The sequence below is a fragment of the Citrobacter sp. HN-141 genome, from assembly GCF_033341895.1.
GTDB lineage: Bacteria > Pseudomonadota > Gammaproteobacteria > Enterobacterales > Enterobacteriaceae > Citrobacter.
In genome coordinates, this window is record NZ_JAWPBF010000016.1 from 1 (window position 1) to 17,262 (window position 17,262).

Consider the following 17,262-nt stretch of genomic DNA (forward strand, 5'->3'; position numbering starts at 1 on the left):
GCTGATAGAAACAGAAGCCACTGGAGCACCTCAAAAACACCATCATACACTAAATCAGTAAGTTGGCAGCATCACCTAAAAAACGTATTGTTTATCGTTCCTGCTTATCATCTTCAATGAACAGATCAATAAATGCCCGTTGCTCAGGTGAAAGATCCCACGAAGCGGGAATATCCTGTTTTTTTTCTACAACGGTTTCATTCGCTTGCTCATTATCATGATGAGCAGGTGTAGCACTGGAGCGTTGTTCCTGTGTGGACATCAATTACCCCCACACTTTCCAGACCACCAGAGCAACCACGATCCAGAACACGGCGGAGCCCAGAAACACGGTGAACCATGCTTTACGTTTCATCACGGGATCTCTGCGCGCAGGCTGGTTTCCAGAAGGCATTGCTAACCTCATACTATCGAAATCACTTATCATTTAGGCACCAAACAATCGGTACAATTAATCATCAGATAAGAGGAATCCTAATAAAAACGTCCTGAAAAAGCCAGCTAATTTTCGAAACCAGCTTTATAAATAACTTAATTGTTTGATCGGTTATAAATATTTGAAAGGGATTTTGGCAGGCTGACTCATTTGAAACTACTTTGGAGAATATTTTCCATAAATAATATAGGGATAATAGACAAATAAAAAATCATGAATACATTCAACCGCCCCGCTGGTATGGCTGGAGAACCAGGATACCAACGAGGCAACTTCCGTTATTATTTCTCTGGCAATTTAATATCTTTGAACATAGCTTCAATATCATCGTTGGAACGCAGTGCCACCGCCGTATCCACCACATCGCGTGTCAGATGCGGTGCGAAACGCTGAATAAAATCATACATGTAGCTGCGTAAAAACGTGCTGCGACGAAAACCAATTTTCGTGGTACTGTGACTGAAAATATCATGAGCATCAACACGCACCAGATCCGGATCAGAGACAGGATCAACTGCCATGCTGGCAATCACGCCCACGCCGAGCCCCAGTCGGACATAGGTTTTTATCACATCAGCATCGGTTGCGGTAAAAACAATACGTGGCTCAAGACCCGCGCGATTAAACGCGGTATCCAGCTCTGAGCGCCCCGTAAAACCAAAGGTGTACGTCACCAACGGATATTGCGCCAGCTCTTCGATGGATACGGAGACTTTGCCCGCCAACGGATGGTCTGGCGTAACAACAATCGAACGGTTCCAGTGATAGCATGGCAGCATCACCAGATCATCGTACAGATGCAGTGCTTCCGTCGCGATGGCAAAATCAGCATTCCCTTTCGACACGGCCTCGGCAATTTGCGTCGGCGATCCCTGATGCATATGCAACGAAACGCGAGGATAACGCTCAATAAAACCTTTAATCACGTTGGGCAGCGCGTAACGCGCCTGAGTGTGTGTGGTAGCAATATACAATGAACCTTTGTCGGGCCAGGTATGTTCACCAGCAACCGACTTAATGGCATCCACTTTAGACAAGACTTCGCGGGCAATACGAATAACTTCCTGCCCTGCCGGAGTCACCTGCGTCAGGTGCTTACCGCTACGGGCAAAAATCTGGATGCCAAGCTCATCTTCCAGCATACGAACTTGCTTACTGATCCCTGGCTGGGAGGTATAGAGTCCTTCGGCCGTTGAGGAGACATTAAGGTTGTGGTTTACCACCTCAACGATATAGCGAAGCTGCTGTAATTTCATGTTATGCCATCCCGATTTGCGCCATCAAATCATCGTTTCTGTGCAGGCTCGTGGGCGCTGCTAATACGATTTAATAATAAAAAGCTTGTTAACTATAACCACTATATCATTTATATGTACGCTGTATAGGTATGACAAAAAATAATATGCCATAAACAAAAAGGGCCGCTTACGCGACCCTTTGAGGAGGAACTCAGCCAGAATGCTGTTATTTCTTCCCTTCTACCCATTTGCCGTCAACGAAGAACGCGGACCAGCCAGTCGCCTTACCGTCTTTCTCAGCGGCAACGTATTGCTGCTTGGTTTTACGGCTGAAACGAACCATGGACTTGTTACCATCCGGGTCAGTTTGCGGTGCATCGGCCAGGTAACGCAGTTTTTCCGGCAGACGATCGCGGAAGCGGTACAACTCTTCCACTAATGGCGCACGGGTTTCACGTGATTTCGGGAAGGTGTTAGCGGCAAGGAAAATACCTGCTGCGCCATCACGCAATACGAAATACGCGTCCGATTTTTCACACGGCAGTTCCGGCAACGGAACAGGATCTTCTTTCGGCGGAGCCACTTCGCCGTTACGCAGGATCTTACGGGTGTTTTTACACTCGTCGTTAGTACACGCCATGTACTTGCCGAAACGTCCCATTTTCAGGTGCATTTCAGAACCACATTTTTCGCACTCTACGATCGGACCGTCATAACCCTTGATACGGAATTCACCCTCTTCGATCTCGTAGCCATCGCAAGTTGGGTTATTACCACACACATGCAATTTACGCTTAGGATCGATGAGATAACTGTCCATTGCCGTACCGCACTTCTGGCAGCGGCGTTTGGCGCGCAATGCGTTCGTTTCCGCGTCGTCGCCTTCCAGGACGTTCAATACTTCGTTTTCTGGCACCAGGTTAATGGTGGTCTTGCAACGCTCTTTCGGTGAAAGCGCATAGCCGGAACACCCAAGGAATACACCGGTGCTGGCGGTACGGATACCCATCTTGCGTCCGCATGTCGGACAATCAATGCTGGTCAGTACCATCTGGTTCGGACGCATGCCGCCTTCTTCGGGATCTTTCTCGGCTTTATCCAGTTGCTGAGTAAAATCGCTGAAGAAGTTGTCGAGCACACCTTTCCACTCGGCTTCGTGGTTCGCCACCTGGTCAAGGCTGTCTTCCATCTGCGCGGTGAAATCGTAGTTCATCAATTCGCGGAAGTTTTCTTCCAGACGATCGGTGACAATTTCACCCATTTTCTCCGCGTAGAAGCGACGGTTCTCAACGCGAACATAACCGCGATCCTGAATCGTAGAGATGATCGAGGCATACGTTGACGGACGACCAATACCCCGTTTCTCAAGTTCTTTAACCAGCGAAGCTTCACTGAAGCGTGCAGGCGGTTTGGTGAAGTGCTGCGCAGGCGTCAGTTCGATAAGCGTCAACGTATCGCCTTTATCCACCGCCGGTAAGATGCGATCTTCATCGCCCTTACGCAGTGCTGGCATCACTTTCGTCCAGCCATCGAAGCGCAGAATACGACCACGCGCCTTCAGACGGAAATCACCAGCCCCTACGGTCAGTGTGGTGGAGTCATATTTGGCTGGCGTCATCTGACAGGCAACAAACTGGCGCCAGATTAGCTGGTACAGTTTTTGCGCATCAGCTTCCATATCTTTCAGCGATTCCGCCAGTACGGCGACATCGGAAGGACGGATAGCTTCGTGCGCTTCCTGCGAGTTCTCTTTGCTGGCGTACTGATTCGCGCTTTCCGGCAGATATTTCTTACCAAAATTATCGCTGATGTAATCGCGAGCCATGGTCACTGCATCCTGGCTCAGATTAGTTGAGTCAGTACGCATATAGGTGATGTAACCCGCTTCATACAAACGCTGCGCCATCATCATGGTTTTCTTCACACCGAAGCCCAGACGCGTGCTCGCAGCCTGCTGTAGTGTGGAGGTAATGAACGGCGCGCCCGGCTTGCTGCTGGTCGGTTTATCTTCACGTTCCAGGACGCTATAGCGCGCTTTTTCCAACAGGCTAACGGCAGCAAGCGTTTGTTCCCGATTTACCGGGCGGAACGGTTTATCATTTTGATGCGTCACCTCCAGCGGCAATGCATCACCGGCTGGCGTCGTGGTATTGGCATCAATTTCCCAGAACTCTTCGGGGACGAATGCTTTAATTTCACGCTCGCGCTCAACAACGAGACGCACGGCAACCGACTGTACACGACCGGCAGACAGGCCACGGGCAATTTTTTTCCACAGCAGCGGCGACACCATATAGCCGACAACGCGGTCCATAAAGCGGCGAGCCTGTTGTGCATTTACACGGTCGATGTTCAGCTCGCCCGGTTTTTCAAACGCCTGACGAATAGCGTTCTTAGTAATTTCGTTAAACACCACGCGACTGTAGCGGGTATCGTCGCCACCGATAACTTCCCGCAGGTGCCAGGCAATGGCTTCCCCTTCGCGGTCAAGGTCGGTTGCGAGATAGATGTGGTCGGCTTTTTCAGCCAGTTGTTTCAGTTCAGAGACAACTTTCTCTTTACCAGGCAGCACTTCATAGCGCGCATCCCAGTTGTGCCACGGGTCAACGCCCATGCGGTTGACGAGAGCGCCACGTTCATCCTTTTTGGGCTTTTTAGCCGTTTTGGTTGAGGTTGAGTCGGCGCTCTTTTTAGTTGCTGAGCCACTGGTCGGCAAATCACGGATATGACCGACGCTGGATTTCACCACGTAGTCATTACCCAGATACTTGTTGATCGTTTTGGCTTTTGCCGGGGACTCAACGATGACAAGAGCTTTACCCATATTCACCTTTACCTAATTTGATTCTTCCAGAATGCGTCGCACGTTGATTCACCTTCCGCTGGCGACGAGACATCGATATGGTCTCTGCGTCGGCGGATATCAACCCCTTAAACTGATTTGCGCTTGTAATGTAACTCTCATGTAACTGAGTTAACAGGCTTTTTCGCACACAAACGCTTTAGCGCGACGGAGTATTGGTCGAATGTCAAGCAAATCTGTTGCCAGATTGACGAAAGCGTCACACTGTACCTGATAAAATGCGTTACGCAACTTTATTAGCATGCAAAAACAAATCTCGCCAGTTGCAATCCCATCCTATAGCCTTCATTTAAGTCAGGGAATATTTGCCCATAAGCTGGGCTCGGCGTAGACTAATGTCCTTGTTTAAGGAGTAAATCATGCATAAAGACACTCAACCCATCGATCGCGAAACACTGCTGATTGAAGCCAACAAAATCATTCGTGAGCATGAGGACACGCTGGCGGGGATTGTCGCCACCGGCGTAACGCAGCGAAACGGCGTGCTGGTTTTCAGCGGAGATTACTTTTTAGACGAGCAAGGGCTACCAACGCCCAAAAGCACTGCGGTATTTAATATGTTTAAACACCTGGCGCATATGCTTTCTGAAAAGTACCACTTGATCGATTAACGCGAGAAATGATTTGCCGGGTGGCGGCGCTGCCTTATCCGGCCTACGATGCTCTGAACCTGTAGGCCGGATAAGATGCGTGAGCATCGCCATCCGGCAATTGCCATTTTACATCAGGGGCTTTTGTCCCCGCTGCCACCAGCGCATCAGTAAGCGGTCTGCACTTTCTGCCGCGCTGCCAGTGAAACGGTCCATCAGTTTTTTGCGCTGCATATAGCGGACGTTTAGCACTTCACGACCATCCATCAACCCCAGAATCACTTCGTCACTGGTATTGATCTCATCGACCAACCCGTTTGCCAGCGCCTGTTGCCCGAACCAGTGTTCACCGGTAGCAACCTGTTCGATGTCCAGAGTTGGACGCATACGCTGCACAAAATCTTTAAACAGATGATGGGTTTCATTCAAATCTTCACGGAATTTCTGTCGCCCTTCTTCCGTATTTTCGCCAAGCAGTGTCAGCGTACGTTTGTACTGTCCCGCCGTGTGCAGCTCGATATCAATATCCTTGCCTTTCAGGAAACGGTTGAAGTTCGGGATCTGCGCCACCACGCCAATCGAGCCCACAATGGCAAACGGCGCTGAGACAATTTTATCTGCCACGCAGGCCATCATATATCCGCCGCTCGCAGCGACTTTATCCACCGTGACGGTCAACGGTATCTGCTTATCGCGCAGACGTTGCAATTGCGATGCAGCCAGGCCATAGCCATGTACCACACCACCCGGGCTTTCCAGACGAACCACCACCTGATCCTGAGGTTTAACAACCGCCAGCACCGCCGTCACCTCTTCGCGTAATGCGCTGACCTCATGGGCATCCATACTGCCCTTAAAATCGAGCACCCAGACGCGAGGTTTATCTGATGACGAACTGTCACCCAGTTTCGCTTTTGCCTTGGCGGCCTTCGCCTCCAGCTTCTGTTTCTTTTTCTGCGCCTTATGCCAGAATTTTTGCTGATGCCCATCCAGCAAGGCCATCGACAGATCTTCCTTCATCTCTTTATATTGATCGCTAAGATTAATAACGCGTAGCTCACCACGCTGACGCTTACGTTGTGTCGCGTTTACAATCAGCATGACAATCACCGCAATAGCCACCACAACAGTGACAATTTTTGCCAAAAACAGCCCATATTCAGACAACAATTCCACGAGACCCACCTTGGTTAAACAACGCTACTTTCGCTCAGTGTACAACAGGCGTGTAAACCCGTCTTGCTTCATCCATCCGATGCTGAATCGGCAAAAAGCATGACAAAGTGTTCATTTTGCGGTGTTATTGCCTTTGGCTGATTGAAAAACACCAGTGTTTAAGGCATAAAGCCGAAAAGTTATCGCGAACGAGATGGCCAAAGCGTCGCCGAGGAGTAGCCGTGCATTACCAACCTAAACAAGACCTGTTACAGGATCGCATTATTCTGGTCACCGGTGCCAGTGATGGCATCGGGCGTGAAGCCGCGCTTACCTACGCACGCTACGGTGCGACCGTTATCCTGCTTGGACGTAATGAAGAAAAATTGCGTCAGGTTGCCCAGACCGTCGCCGATGAAAACGGAGCACAACCACAATGGTTTACACTGGATCTGCTGACCTGTACCTCTGAAGAATGCCACCAGTTGGCGCAACGCCTCGCCGCACATTATCCACGTCTGGATGGGGTGTTGCATAACGCCGGGCTGCTGGGCGATATCTGCCCGATGAGCGAACAAAATCCGCAGGTATGGCAGGATGTCATGCAGGTCAATGTCAACGCGACGTTTATGTTGACTCAGGCATTGCTGCCGCTGCTACTCAAATCAGATTCAGGATCGCTGGTCTTTACTTCTTCAAGCGTTGGTCGCCAGGGACGGGCTAACTGGGGAGCGTATGCCACCTCGAAATTTGCTACCGAAGGGATGATGCAGGTCCTGGCAGACGAATACCAGAATCGCCATCTGCGCGTAAATTGCATTAATCCAGGCGGCACGCGTACCGGCATGCGTGCCAGCGCATTCCCGACGGAAGATCCGCAAAAACTCAAAACCCCCGCCGACATTATGCCGCTGTACCTGTGGCTGATGGGCGATGACAGCCGCCGTAAAACCGGTATGACTTTTGATGCCCAGCCGGGCCGTAAACCAGGAATTGCCCAATGAGTGAAGAACGCTATCAGCAGCGCCAACAGCGCGTAAAAGACCGGGTTGACGCACGTGTTGCGGCCGCCAGGGACGAGCGTGGAATTGTCATCGTTTTTACCGGTAATGGAAAAGGTAAAACTACCGCTGCGTTCGGTACAGCGACTCGCGCAGTGGGCCACGGTAAAAAAGTCGGTGTAGTGCAGTTCATTAAAGGTACATGGCCAAACGGCGAAAGAAACCTGCTCGAACCTCATGGTGTAGAGTTTCAGGTGATGGCGACCGGGTTTACCTGGGAAACACAGAATCGTGAAGCTGATACCGCCGCCTGTCTGGCCGTATGGGAACACGGTAAGCGAATGCTGGCCGATCCTGAGCTGGACATGGTTGTGCTGGATGAACTGACGTATATGGTGGCCTACGACTACCTCCCGCTTGAAGAGGTGCTCAACGCCTTAAACGCGCGCCCAGCCCAGCAGACGGTCATTATTACGGGTCGAGGATGTCATCGCGATATTCTGGAGTTAGCCGACACGGTCAGCGAGTTGCGTCCGGTCAAGCATGCTTTTGAAGCGGGCATTAAAGCCCAAATGGGGATTGATTACTAACAGCAGGCCGGATAAGGCGCTTGCGCCGCATCCGGCTCCACTAACGCCTGATAACGCTTTGCTTATCAGGCCTGTTCACGATTAACCGTTATTGCTGCGTCCACCCGGGCGACGGCTGCTGCCGACCTGAGAGTGACGTTTCACCGCACGGCGGATCTGATTCGCTTTCATGCGACGACGGTCTTTCTCGACAGCGACTTTAGACGTGGTTTCCGGTTTCAACTCCACCAGTTCACGCAGATAGTTGGTCTGTGCAAGATCAAGCTCGGTCCAGCCACCACGCGGTAGGCCTTTCGGCAATGGAATATCGCCATAACGTACGCGGATAAGACGACTTACCTGCACGCCTACCGCTTCCCACAGACGACGAACCTCGCGGTTGCGCCCTTCAGTCAGCGTGACGTTATACCACTGGTTAATCCCTTCACCACCGCTGAACTTGATGGTTTTAAACGCAGCCGGACCATCTTCCAGCTGTACGCCACGGCTCAGATCACGCAGTTTAGCATCGTCAACCTGACCGAACACACGCACCGCGTACTCGCGTTCAACTTCACGGCTCGGGTGCATCAGACGGTTCGCCAATTCACCATCGGTGGTAAACAGCAGCAGACCACAGGTATTGACGTCCAGACGACCTACGGCAATCCAGCGCGCGTCACGCAGCTTTGGCAAGCGGTCAAAAACGGTTGGACGACCTTCCGGGTCGTTACGGGTACACAGTTCACCTTCCGGCTTGTAATAAGCCAGAACGCGGCAGATTTGTTCTGCAGATTCTTTCACCGAAATCAGATGACCGTCGATACGGATTTTCAGACCCGGCGTCACTTCAACGCGATCGCCAAGCGTGGCAATTTTGCCATCAACGCTCACACGACCCGCGGCAATAATAGATTCGATTTCACGGCGAGAACCGTGGCCGGCACGCGCCAGCACTTTTTGTAACTTTTCGCTCATAGAGCTTCCTTTAGGTGTCGCCTTCACAGGCGTCGAACAGGAGAATCAACGGCGCCAGTCAGCGCCATTTTAAGGCCGCGTAGTATAGCGGTTCGCGCCCTTATAAGAAAGGTTTAACGTCACCAACGCCTTCGCGCAATACCACCGGGGAATCATCGGTTAAATCGATGACCGTCGTCGGTTGTTGACCAAGGTAACCACCGTGAATGATCAGATCGACCAACTTCTCCAGACGATCTTTGATCTCTTCAGGATCGGACTCGGTAAACTCGCTGCCCGGAAGCATCAGTGAAGTAGAAAGCATTGGCTCACCCAGGGCTTCGAGCAGCGCCAGCGCAATGGGATTCGACGGAACACGCAAGCCAATAGTCTTACGTTTTTCCTGCAGCAGTCGGCGTGGAACTTCTTTCGTCCCTTTCAGGATAAAAGTATAGTTGCCCGGCGTATTGTTTTTAATTAAACGAAAGGCCACGTTGTCGACAAATGAATAGGTAGACAGCTCTGACAAATCGCGGCACATCAGCGTAAAGTTGTGGCCGTCCGGCAGATGACGGATACGACAAATACGCTCCATCGCGCCTTTATCTTCAATTTTGCAACCCAACGCATAGCCGGAATCGGTTGGATAGACAATCACCCCACCTTTACGCACAATTTCCACGGCCTGATTGATCAACCGCTGCTGTGGGTTTTCGGGGTGAATATAAAAAAACTGGCTCATACTTTCCTCTCTGTGATCTCGGGCCGTTCCCAAAGCTGCCACACGCCGTCGACGCCGGCAGGCAACCAAAGTTTGCGCCCCAGTTCAATCCACGGGCACGGCTGATGAAAATCAGACCCTTGCGATGCCCACAACTGATGCTGGCGCGCAAGCGTCGCCAGATGGGTGCGTTCATTGGGAGACTGCTGGCACTGTGCCACTTCCATCGCGTCACCGTGATGTTCAGCAAAATGTGCAACCAGTCTTTTCAGCCACTTAGCGCTAAGATCGTACCGCCCAGGATGAGCCAGAACTGCCTTACCGCCAGAATGATGAATGACATCAATAGCTTGTTCTATTGTACACCACTGTGGCGGAACGTAACCGGTTTTCCCACGGGCAAGATATTTTTTAAAGACATCCGCCATGGTTGTGGCTTTTCCGCATTCCACCAGAAAACGCGCAAAATGGCCCCGCGTGACGGCCCCGCCGTCTGCCAAACGCAAAGCCCCTTCCCACGCCCCCGGAATATGCGCTTTGTCCAGCCGTTCTGCAATCAGGCGCGCGCGCTGCTGGCGGCGTTCCGTTTGCTGTGCCAAAAACGCACACATCATAGGATGTGCGGTATCAATATTCAGACCCACAATATGGATCTCATGGTTTTCCCAGACCGTTGAAATTTCTACACCCGAGATTAGATTTAGCGCTAGCCCCGAACGTGAAATTTCTTCTCTTGCCGCCGCAATACCTGCCGTGGTGTCATGATCGGTGATCGCCAGTGTACCGACTCGCATCTCTACCGCACGATGTACTAAGGCCTCTGGCGTCAATCGCCCATCGGAGGCTGTCGTATGGCTGTGCAGGTCATAAATCACTGCGTAATTCGTGTCGCTCAAGGCGTCTCCCGTTTCAATAAATGTCGTATCACGATCATCATAGCGGTTTCGACAAATTAACTGAAATCAGGTGTTGACTTTACTCTACCGAACTAGTTAACTAGTACGCAAGTTCACATGAAGAAGGTATCTGAGATGAAAGCACGCTTTGTTCTGCACGGTTGGTGGCGCACTTCCTGATTTCGGGCAGTGTCTTACGTCTGCACTATGCAACCAGATACCCGGCCCGCCACATGAGCGGGCTTTTTTTTGAACAAAATTAATGAGAAGAACGATGCAAACACAAAAACCAACACTTGAACTACTCGCCTGCGATGCCGCCTACCGTGAGAACCCAACGGCGCTGTTTCATCAGGTGTGTGGCGCACGACCGGCAACGTTGTTGCTGGAATCCGCCGATATCGACAGCAAGGACGATCTCAAGAGCCTGCTGCTGGTAGACAGCGCGTTGCGTATTACCGCCCTGGGTGACACTGTCACCATTCAGGCATTGTCGGCAAATGGCGCGTCGCTGCTTCCTCTGCTGGACGCCGCCCTGCCCGCAGGCGTTGACAACGATAAACAGCCGAACGTTCGTCAGTTGACCTTCCCCAGCGTAAGCCCGCTGCTGGATGAAGACGCCCGTTTATGCTCACTTTCTGTATTTGACGCGTTCCGTTTGTTGCAGGAGCTGGTCCATGTTCCGGCGCAAGAACGTGAAGCCATGTTCTTCGGCGGTCTGTTTTCCTACGACCTGGTTGCTGGATTTGAAGATTTACCCCAGCTTGAAGCGGGTAACCGTTGCCCGGACTACTGCTTCTATCTGGCAGAAACACTGATGGTTATCGACCACCAGAAAAAAAGCACCCGCATTCAGGCCAGCATTTTTACGCCAAATGACGAGGAAAAACAGCGACTGAACGCCCGCCTGGCACAGTTGAGCCAACAGCTTACCGAACCCGCACCGCCGCTGCCCGTCACTGAAATCCCGCAGATGCAATGCGAATGCAATCAGAGCGACGAAGAGTTCGGCGCCGTGGTACGCGGCCTGCAAAAAGCGATTCGCACAGGTGAAATTTTCCAGGTGGTTCCATCTCGTCGTTTCTCGCTGCCCTGCCCGTCGCCGCTGGCAGCCTATTATGTGCTGAAGAAAAGTAACCCCAGCCCGTACATGTTTTTCATGCAGGATAACGATTTCACCCTGTTCGGCGCGTCGCCGGAGAGCTCGTTGAAATACGACGCCACCAGCCGTCAGATTGAAATTTACCCGATTGCCGGGACCCGCCCGCGTGGTCGCCGTGCGGATGGCTCGCTGGACCGCGATCTCGACAGTCGTATCGAGCTGGAAATGCGTACCGACCATAAAGAACTTTCCGAACACTTGATGCTGGTAGACCTGGCTCGTAACGATCTCGCACGTATCTGCACCCCAGGTAGCCGCTATGTTGCCGACCTGACCAAAGTCGACCGTTACTCTTTCGTGATGCACCTGGTGTCCCGTGTGGTGGGCGAACTGCGTAGCGATCTGGATGTGCTGCATGCTTACCGCGCCTGTATGAACATGGGCACGCTGAGCGGCGCGCCCAAAGTTCGCGCAATGCAATTAATCGCCGAGGCAGAAGGTCGCCGCCGGGGCAGCTATGGCGGCGCAGTCGGCTACTTTACCGCCCATGGCGACCTGGATACCTGCATTGTGATCCGTTCAGCCCTGGTGGAAGACGGCATCGCCACCGTGCAGGCCGGTGCCGGGATTGTTCTGGATTCTGTTCCGCAGTCTGAAGCCGATGAAACCCGTAATAAAGCGCGTGCCGTTTTGCGTGCTATTGCCACCGCGCACCACGCACAGGAGACTTTCTAATGGCTGACATTCTGCTGCTCGATAACATCGACTCATTTACCTACAACCTGGCAGATCAGCTGCGCACTAACGGTCACAACGTGGTGATTTACCGTAACCATATTCCGGCTCAGACGTTAATTGACCGTTTAGCGACGATGAAAAACCCTGTGCTGATGCTTTCTCCGGGGCCTGGCGCACCCAGTGAAGCGGGCTGCATGCCCGAGCTGTTAACCCGCCTGCGCGGCAAACTGCCCATTATCGGTATTTGTCTGGGGCATCAGGCGATTGTTGAAGCCTATGGTGGATATGTCGGTCAGGCTGGAGAAATCCTGCACGGCAAAGCCTCCAGCATTGAACACGACGGTCAGGCGATGTTTGCTGGTCTGGCGAATCCGCTGCCGGTGGCGCGCTATCACTCGCTGGTTGGCAGCAACGTACCAGCCGGATTGACCATAAACGCGCATTTTAACGGTATGGTCATGGCAGTTCGTCACGATACCGATCGCGTATGCGGCTTCCAGTTCCATCCGGAATCGATTCTGACCACTCAGGGTGCGCGCCTGCTGGAGCAAACGCTGGCCTGGGCGCAACAGAAGCTCGAACAAACCAATACGCTGCAGCCCATGCTGGAAAAACTGTACCAGGCTCAGACGCTGTCCCAGCAGGAAAGCCACCAGCTGTTCTCTGCTGTCGTTCGCGGTGAACTGAAGCCGGAACAGTTGGCTGCAGCGCTGGTCAGTATGAAAATTCGTGGCGAACATCCGAATGAAATCGCCGGTGCGGCAACCGCGCTGCTGGAAAATGCCGCCCCGTTCCCGCGCCCGGATTATCTGTTTGCCGACATTGTCGGGACCGGTGGTGACGGCAGTAACAGCATCAATATTTCCACCGCCAGCGCCTTTGTTGCGGCAGCTTGCGGACTGAAAGTTGCCAAACACGGCAACCGCAGCGTCTCCAGTAAATCTGGCTCTTCGGATCTGCTGGCGGCATTTGGTATCAATCTGGATATGAACGCCGATAAGTCCCGTCAGGCGCTCGATGACCTGGGCGTGTGCTTCCTGTTTGCACCGAAATATCACACAGGTTTTCGCCATGCGATGCCGGTACGCCAGCAGTTGAAAACCCGCACGTTGTTTAATGTGCTTGGGCCATTGATAAATCCGGCGCATCCACCGCTGGCGCTGATCGGCGTTTACAGCCCGGAACTGGTGTTGCCGATTGCCGAAACACTGCGCGTGCTGGGATACCAACGGGCAGCCGTGGTACATAGCGGCGGAATGGATGAAGTTTCACTGCATGCGCCGACCATAGTGGCGGAACTGCATGATGGTGAAATCAAGAGCTACCAGCTAACGGCGGAAGACTTTGGCCTGACGCCATATCATCAGGAACAGTTGGCTGGCGGCACGCCGGAAGAAAACCGTGACATTCTGAGTCGCTTGTTACAAGGTAAAGGTGAGGCCGCTCATGAGGCTGCTGTTGCCGCGAATGTCGCCATGTTAATGCGCCTGCACGGTAAAGAAGACTTAAAAGCCAACGCGCAAACCGTGATTAATGTGCTGCGCAGCGGTGCGGCTTACGACCGTGTCACTGCACTGGCCGCAAGAGGGTAAATGATGCAAACCGTTTTAGCGAAAATTGTCGCTGACAAGGCGATTTGGGTAGAAGCCCGCAAACAGCAACAACCGCTGGCCAGCTTTCAAAATGATGTTCAACCCAGCACACGTGATTTCTACGATGCGCTGCAAGGGACACGAACCGCTTTTATTCTGGAGTGTAAAAAAGCCTCTCCGTCAAAAGGCGTGATCCGTGATAACTTCGACCCGGCACAGATTGCGGGAGTATACAAACATTACGCGTCAGCAATTTCCGTGCTGACGGACGAGAAATATTTTCAGGGTAGCTTTGATTTCCTGCCCATCGTCAGTCGCATCGCACCACAGCCGATTCTGTGTAAAGACTTTATTATCGATCCTTACCAGATTTATCTGGCACGTTTCTACCAGGCGGACGCCTGCCTGCTGATGTTGTCGGTTTTGGATGATGAACAGTATCGTCAGCTCGCTGCCGTCGCCCACAGTTTGAAAATGGGCGTGCTGACCGAGGTCAGCAATGAAGCAGAGCTGGAGCGCGCCATTGCGCTGGGTGCGAAAGTCGTCGGCATTAACAACCGTGATTTACGGGACCTGTCGATTGACCTCAATCGTACCCGCCTGCTTGCACCACGTCTGGGCCATGGCGTCACCGTCATCAGTGAATCCGGGATCAACACCTATGGTCAGGTTCGCGAACTCAGCCATTTCGCCAACGGATTTCTGATAGGCTCTGCGCTGATGTCCCATGATGACCTGCATACCGCCGTGCGTCGTGTTTTGCTTGGCGAAAATAAAGTCTGCGGACTGACCCGTGCACAGGATGCAAAAGCAGCGTACGAATCCGGGGCCATTTATGGCGGCGTAATTTTTGTCCCGACCTCCCCGCGCGCTGTCAACGTTGAGCAGGCGCGAGACGTTATGACAGGTGCACCGTTACAGTATGTCGGCGTGTTCCGTAACACCGACATCGCCGACGTCCACGAAAAAGTCACCGCACTGTCGCTGACCGCCGTACAACTACACGGCAGCGAAGATCAGGCCTATGTCGATGCTCTGCGCAAGGTGCTGCCCGCGCAGGTGCAAATCTGGAAGGCACTGAGCGTTGGCGAATCACTGCCCGCTCGTCGCTATCAACATATTGATAAATACGTTTTTGATAACGGCCAGGGCGGCAGCGGTAAGCGCTTTGACTGGTCGCTGCTAAGCGGACAATCGCTGGATAACGTTTTACTGGCCGGCGGACTCGGTGCAGATAACTGCGTCGACGCGGCTAAAACCGGCTGCGCCGGGCTCGATTTCAATTCTGGCGTAGAGTCACAGCCGGGCATCAAAGATGCACGTCTGCTGGCTTCAGTCTTTCAGACGCTGCGCGCATATTAAGGAAAAGGACATGACAACATTACTCAATCCATATTTTGGTGAATTTGGCGGTATGTATGTGCCACAGATTCTGATGCCTGCGCTGCGCCAACTGGAAGAAGCGTTCGTCAGTGCACAAAAAGACCCTGAGTTTCAGGCCCAGTTTACTGACCTGCTGAAAAACTATGCCGGGCGCCCTACCGCGTTGACCAAATGTCAGAACATCACTAACGGCACCAGGACGACGCTGTATCTCAAGCGTGAAGATCTGCTGCACGGCGGCGCGCACAAAACGAACCAGGTACTGGGACAAGCGTTACTGGCGAAACGCATGGGGAAAACAGAAATCATCGCAGAAACCGGCGCGGGTCAGCACGGGGTGGCGTCTGCCCTTGCCAGCGCCTTGCTGGGCTTAAAGTGCCGCATTTATATGGGTGCGAAAGACGTCGAGCGTCAGTCCCCGAACGTTTTCCGTATGCGTCTGATGGGTGCTGAGGTTATTCCGGTACACAGCGGCTCTGCCACGTTGAAAGATGCCTGTAACGAGGCGTTGCGCGACTGGTCTGGCAGTTACGATACCGCGCACTATATGCTGGGTACGGCGGCTGGTCCGCACCCCTTCCCGACTATTGTGCGTGAGTTCCAGCGCATGATCGGTGAAGAAACCAAGGCGCAGATTCTGGAAAAAGAAGGTCGTCTGCCGGATGCCGTGATCGCCTGCGTGGGTGGCGGCTCGAACGCGATCGGTATGTTCGCCGATTTTATAAATGAAACCAGCGTTGGTCTGATTGGCGTTGAGCCAGGTGGTCACGGGATCGAATCCGGCGAGCACGGCGCACCGTTGAAGCATGGTCGTGTTGGGATTTACTTCGGCATGAAGTCGCCAATGATGCAGACAACTGAAGGGCAAATCGAAGAGTCCTACTCCATTTCTGCGGGACTGGACTTCCCGTCAGTCGGGCCACAGCACGCTTATCTGAACAGTATCGGACGCGCTGACTATGTTTCGATTACTGATGATGAAGCGCTGGAAGCCTTCAAAACGCTGTGTCTGCATGAGGGGATTATCCCGGCGCTGGAGTCTTCCCACGCCCTGGCACATGCGTTGAAAATGATGCGGGAAAACCCGGAGAAAGAACAATTACTGGTGGTCAACCTCTCTGGTCGCGGCGACAAAGACATTTTCACCGTACACGATATTCTGAAAGCGCGAGGGGAAATCTGATGGAACGTTATGAAAACCTGTTTGCACAACTGAAGGACCGCAAAGAAGGCGCTTTTGTCCCTTTCGTGACCCTGGGCGATCCTTCTGTTGAACAGTCACTGAAAATCATTGATACGCTGATCGAAGCGGGTGCCGATGCGCTTGAGCTGGGCATTCCGTTCTCCGATCCGCTGGCCGACGGCCCAACCATTCAGGAAGCGACATTACGTGCGTTCGCGGCAGGCGTCACACCGTCACAATGCTTTGAAATGTTGGCGCTGATTCGGCAAAAACACCCAACCATTCCAATTGGTTTACTGATGTATGCCAACCTGGTGTTCAGTAAAGGTATTGACGAATTTTACGCGCAGTGCGAGAAGGTCGGCGTAGATTCGGTATTAGTCGCCGATGTGCCGGTTGAAGAATCTGCGCCATTCAGAACGGCGGCATTACGCCATAATGTCGCGCCAATTTTCATTTGCCCGCCTAACGCTGACGAGGAACTGCTGCGCCAGATTGCCGCTCATGGCCGCGGTTATACCTATCTATTGTCACGCGCAGGTGTTACAGGCGCCGAAAATCGTGCAGCGTTACCGTTGCATCATCTGGTCGAAAAGCTGAAAGAATTCAATGCCCCGCCTTCTTTGCAGGGCTTTGGTATCTCTGCACCGGACCAGGTGACAGGCGCCATTGAAGCAGGTGCTGCGGGGGCTATTTCCGGATCGGCGATTGTCAAAATCATTGAGAAGAATGTTGCAGCACCAGAGCAAATGCTGGCTGAGCTGAAAGCCTTTGTCAGTGCAATGAAAACCGCGACCCATCAGTAAGCTGAAATAACCGCCAGAGACTTCTGGCGGTT

General features: G+C 52.7%; 17 protein-coding genes and 1 other annotated feature. Of the genes, 9 read left to right on the forward strand and 8 right to left on the reverse strand.

Annotated elements, in window-relative coordinates; translation table 11 throughout:
* Positions 1 to 91 precede the first annotated feature (91 nt).
* From RYZ59_RS18350 to topA, 4 genes are all read right to left on the reverse strand, one after another.
* Positions 92 to 262 carry a hypothetical protein gene (locus RYZ59_RS18350; protein WP_318049935.1) on the reverse strand — a complete coding sequence of 57 codons (171 nt, stop codon included), beginning with the start codon at positions 260 to 262 and terminating at the stop codon, positions 92 to 94.
* Between the two features lie 3 nt (positions 263 to 265).
* Positions 266 to 406, reverse strand: coding sequence for a YmiA family putative membrane protein (locus tag RYZ59_RS18355; protein WP_220472506.1), 141 nt, complete (start codon positions 404 to 406; stop codon positions 266 to 268).
* Between the two features lie 311 nt (positions 407 to 717).
* Positions 718 to 1,692 carry an HTH-type transcriptional regulator CysB gene (gene cysB / locus RYZ59_RS18360; RefSeq protein ID WP_318049941.1) on the reverse strand — a complete coding sequence of 325 codons (975 nt, stop codon included), beginning with the start codon at positions 1,690 to 1,692 and terminating at the stop codon, positions 718 to 720.
* 208 nt (positions 1,693 to 1,900) lie between these two features.
* Positions 1,901 to 4,498, reverse strand: a complete 2,598-nt coding sequence (gene topA, locus RYZ59_RS18365) for a type I DNA topoisomerase (protein WP_318049944.1) — start codon at positions 4,496 to 4,498, stop codon at positions 1,901 to 1,903.
* Positions 4,499 to 4,896: 398 nt separating this feature from the next.
* On the opposite strand from topA, the gene RYZ59_RS18370 reads away from it, so the two are divergent.
* Positions 4,897 to 5,148: a YciN family protein gene (locus tag RYZ59_RS18370; RefSeq protein WP_318049945.1), complete on the forward strand. Its 252-nt coding sequence runs from the start codon at positions 4,897 to 4,899 to the stop codon at positions 5,146 to 5,148.
* 108 nt (positions 5,149 to 5,256) lie between these two features.
* Here the strand turns inward: RYZ59_RS18370 and sohB are convergent, their stop codons facing one another.
* Positions 5,257 to 6,303: a protease SohB gene (sohB, locus tag RYZ59_RS18375; protein WP_318049948.1), complete on the reverse strand. Its 1,047-nt coding sequence runs from the start codon at positions 6,301 to 6,303 to the stop codon at positions 5,257 to 5,259.
* Positions 6,304 to 6,524: 221 nt separating this feature from the next.
* Here sohB and RYZ59_RS18380 point away from each other — a divergent pair, with 221 nt between their 5' ends.
* Positions 6,525 to 7,286, forward strand: a complete 762-nt coding sequence (locus RYZ59_RS18380; protein ID WP_202038514.1) for a YciK family oxidoreductase — start codon at positions 6,525 to 6,527, stop codon at positions 7,284 to 7,286.
* A complete protein-coding gene (gene cobO, locus RYZ59_RS18385) occupies positions 7,283 to 7,873 on the forward strand; it encodes a cob(I)yrinic acid a,c-diamide adenosyltransferase (protein ID WP_137381716.1) in 591 nt (196 codons plus the stop codon). The genes RYZ59_RS18380 and cobO overlap by 4 nt, the downstream gene beginning before the upstream one ends.
* 81 nt (positions 7,874 to 7,954) lie before the next feature.
* Here cobO and rluB read toward each other — a convergent pair whose 3' ends face one another.
* The 3 genes from rluB to rnm all read right to left on the reverse strand — a co-directional run bounded on the left by rluB (position 7,955) and on the right by rnm (position 10,426).
* A complete protein-coding gene (rluB, locus tag RYZ59_RS18390) occupies positions 7,955 to 8,830 on the reverse strand; it encodes a 23S rRNA pseudouridine(2605) synthase RluB (protein ID WP_003020625.1) in 876 nt (291 codons plus the stop codon).
* Between the two features lie 100 nt (positions 8,831 to 8,930).
* Entirely contained in the window at positions 8,931 to 9,551 is a 621-nt protein-coding gene (locus tag RYZ59_RS18395; protein ID WP_003833336.1) for an L-threonylcarbamoyladenylate synthase, read from the reverse strand.
* Positions 9,548 to 10,426, reverse strand: coding sequence for an RNase RNM (rnm, locus tag RYZ59_RS18400; protein ID WP_318049953.1), 879 nt, complete (start codon positions 10,424 to 10,426; stop codon positions 9,548 to 9,550). The genes RYZ59_RS18395 and rnm overlap by 4 nt, the downstream gene beginning before the upstream one ends.
* Before the next feature lie 135 nt (positions 10,427 to 10,561).
* Between rnm and trpL the strand changes: the two genes are divergently transcribed.
* The 6 genes from trpL (at position 10,562) to trpA (ending at position 17,230) form a co-directional block, all read left to right on the forward strand.
* The gene (gene trpL / locus RYZ59_RS18405; RefSeq protein ID WP_212734703.1) at positions 10,562 to 10,606 is read left to right on the forward strand and encodes a trp operon leader peptide; all 45 of its coding nucleotides are present in this window, start codon (positions 10,562 to 10,564) and stop codon (positions 10,604 to 10,606) included.
* Positions 10,583 to 10,677, forward strand: a sequence feature (Trp leader region). It overlaps the preceding gene by 24 nt.
* Before the next feature lie 23 nt (positions 10,678 to 10,700).
* Positions 10,701 to 12,263 (forward strand): anthranilate synthase component 1, encoded by a 1,563-nt coding sequence (locus tag RYZ59_RS18410; protein ID WP_318049954.1) that lies wholly within the window; start codon positions 10,701 to 10,703, stop codon positions 12,261 to 12,263.
* Positions 12,263 to 13,858, forward strand: a complete 1,596-nt coding sequence (trpD, locus tag RYZ59_RS18415) for a bifunctional anthranilate synthase glutamate amidotransferase component TrpG/anthranilate phosphoribosyltransferase TrpD (protein ID WP_318049956.1) — start codon at positions 12,263 to 12,265, stop codon at positions 13,856 to 13,858. The genes RYZ59_RS18410 and trpD overlap by 1 nt, the downstream gene beginning before the upstream one ends.
* A 3-nt stretch (positions 13,859 to 13,861) precedes the next feature.
* Positions 13,862 to 15,220, forward strand: coding sequence for a bifunctional indole-3-glycerol-phosphate synthase TrpC/phosphoribosylanthranilate isomerase TrpF (trpCF, locus tag RYZ59_RS18420; RefSeq protein ID WP_318050096.1), 1,359 nt, complete (start codon positions 13,862 to 13,864; stop codon positions 15,218 to 15,220).
* 10 nt (positions 15,221 to 15,230) lie between these two features.
* Positions 15,231 to 16,424, forward strand: a complete 1,194-nt coding sequence (gene trpB / locus RYZ59_RS18425) for a tryptophan synthase subunit beta (RefSeq protein WP_202038508.1) — start codon at positions 15,231 to 15,233, stop codon at positions 16,422 to 16,424.
* Complete coding sequence (gene trpA, locus RYZ59_RS18430) at positions 16,424 to 17,230, forward strand: tryptophan synthase subunit alpha (protein ID WP_318049959.1); 807 nt, start codon at positions 16,424 to 16,426, stop codon at positions 17,228 to 17,230. Before trpB ends, trpA begins: the two co-directional genes overlap by 1 nt.
* The last annotated feature ends 32 nt before the right edge of the window (positions 17,231 to 17,262 follow it).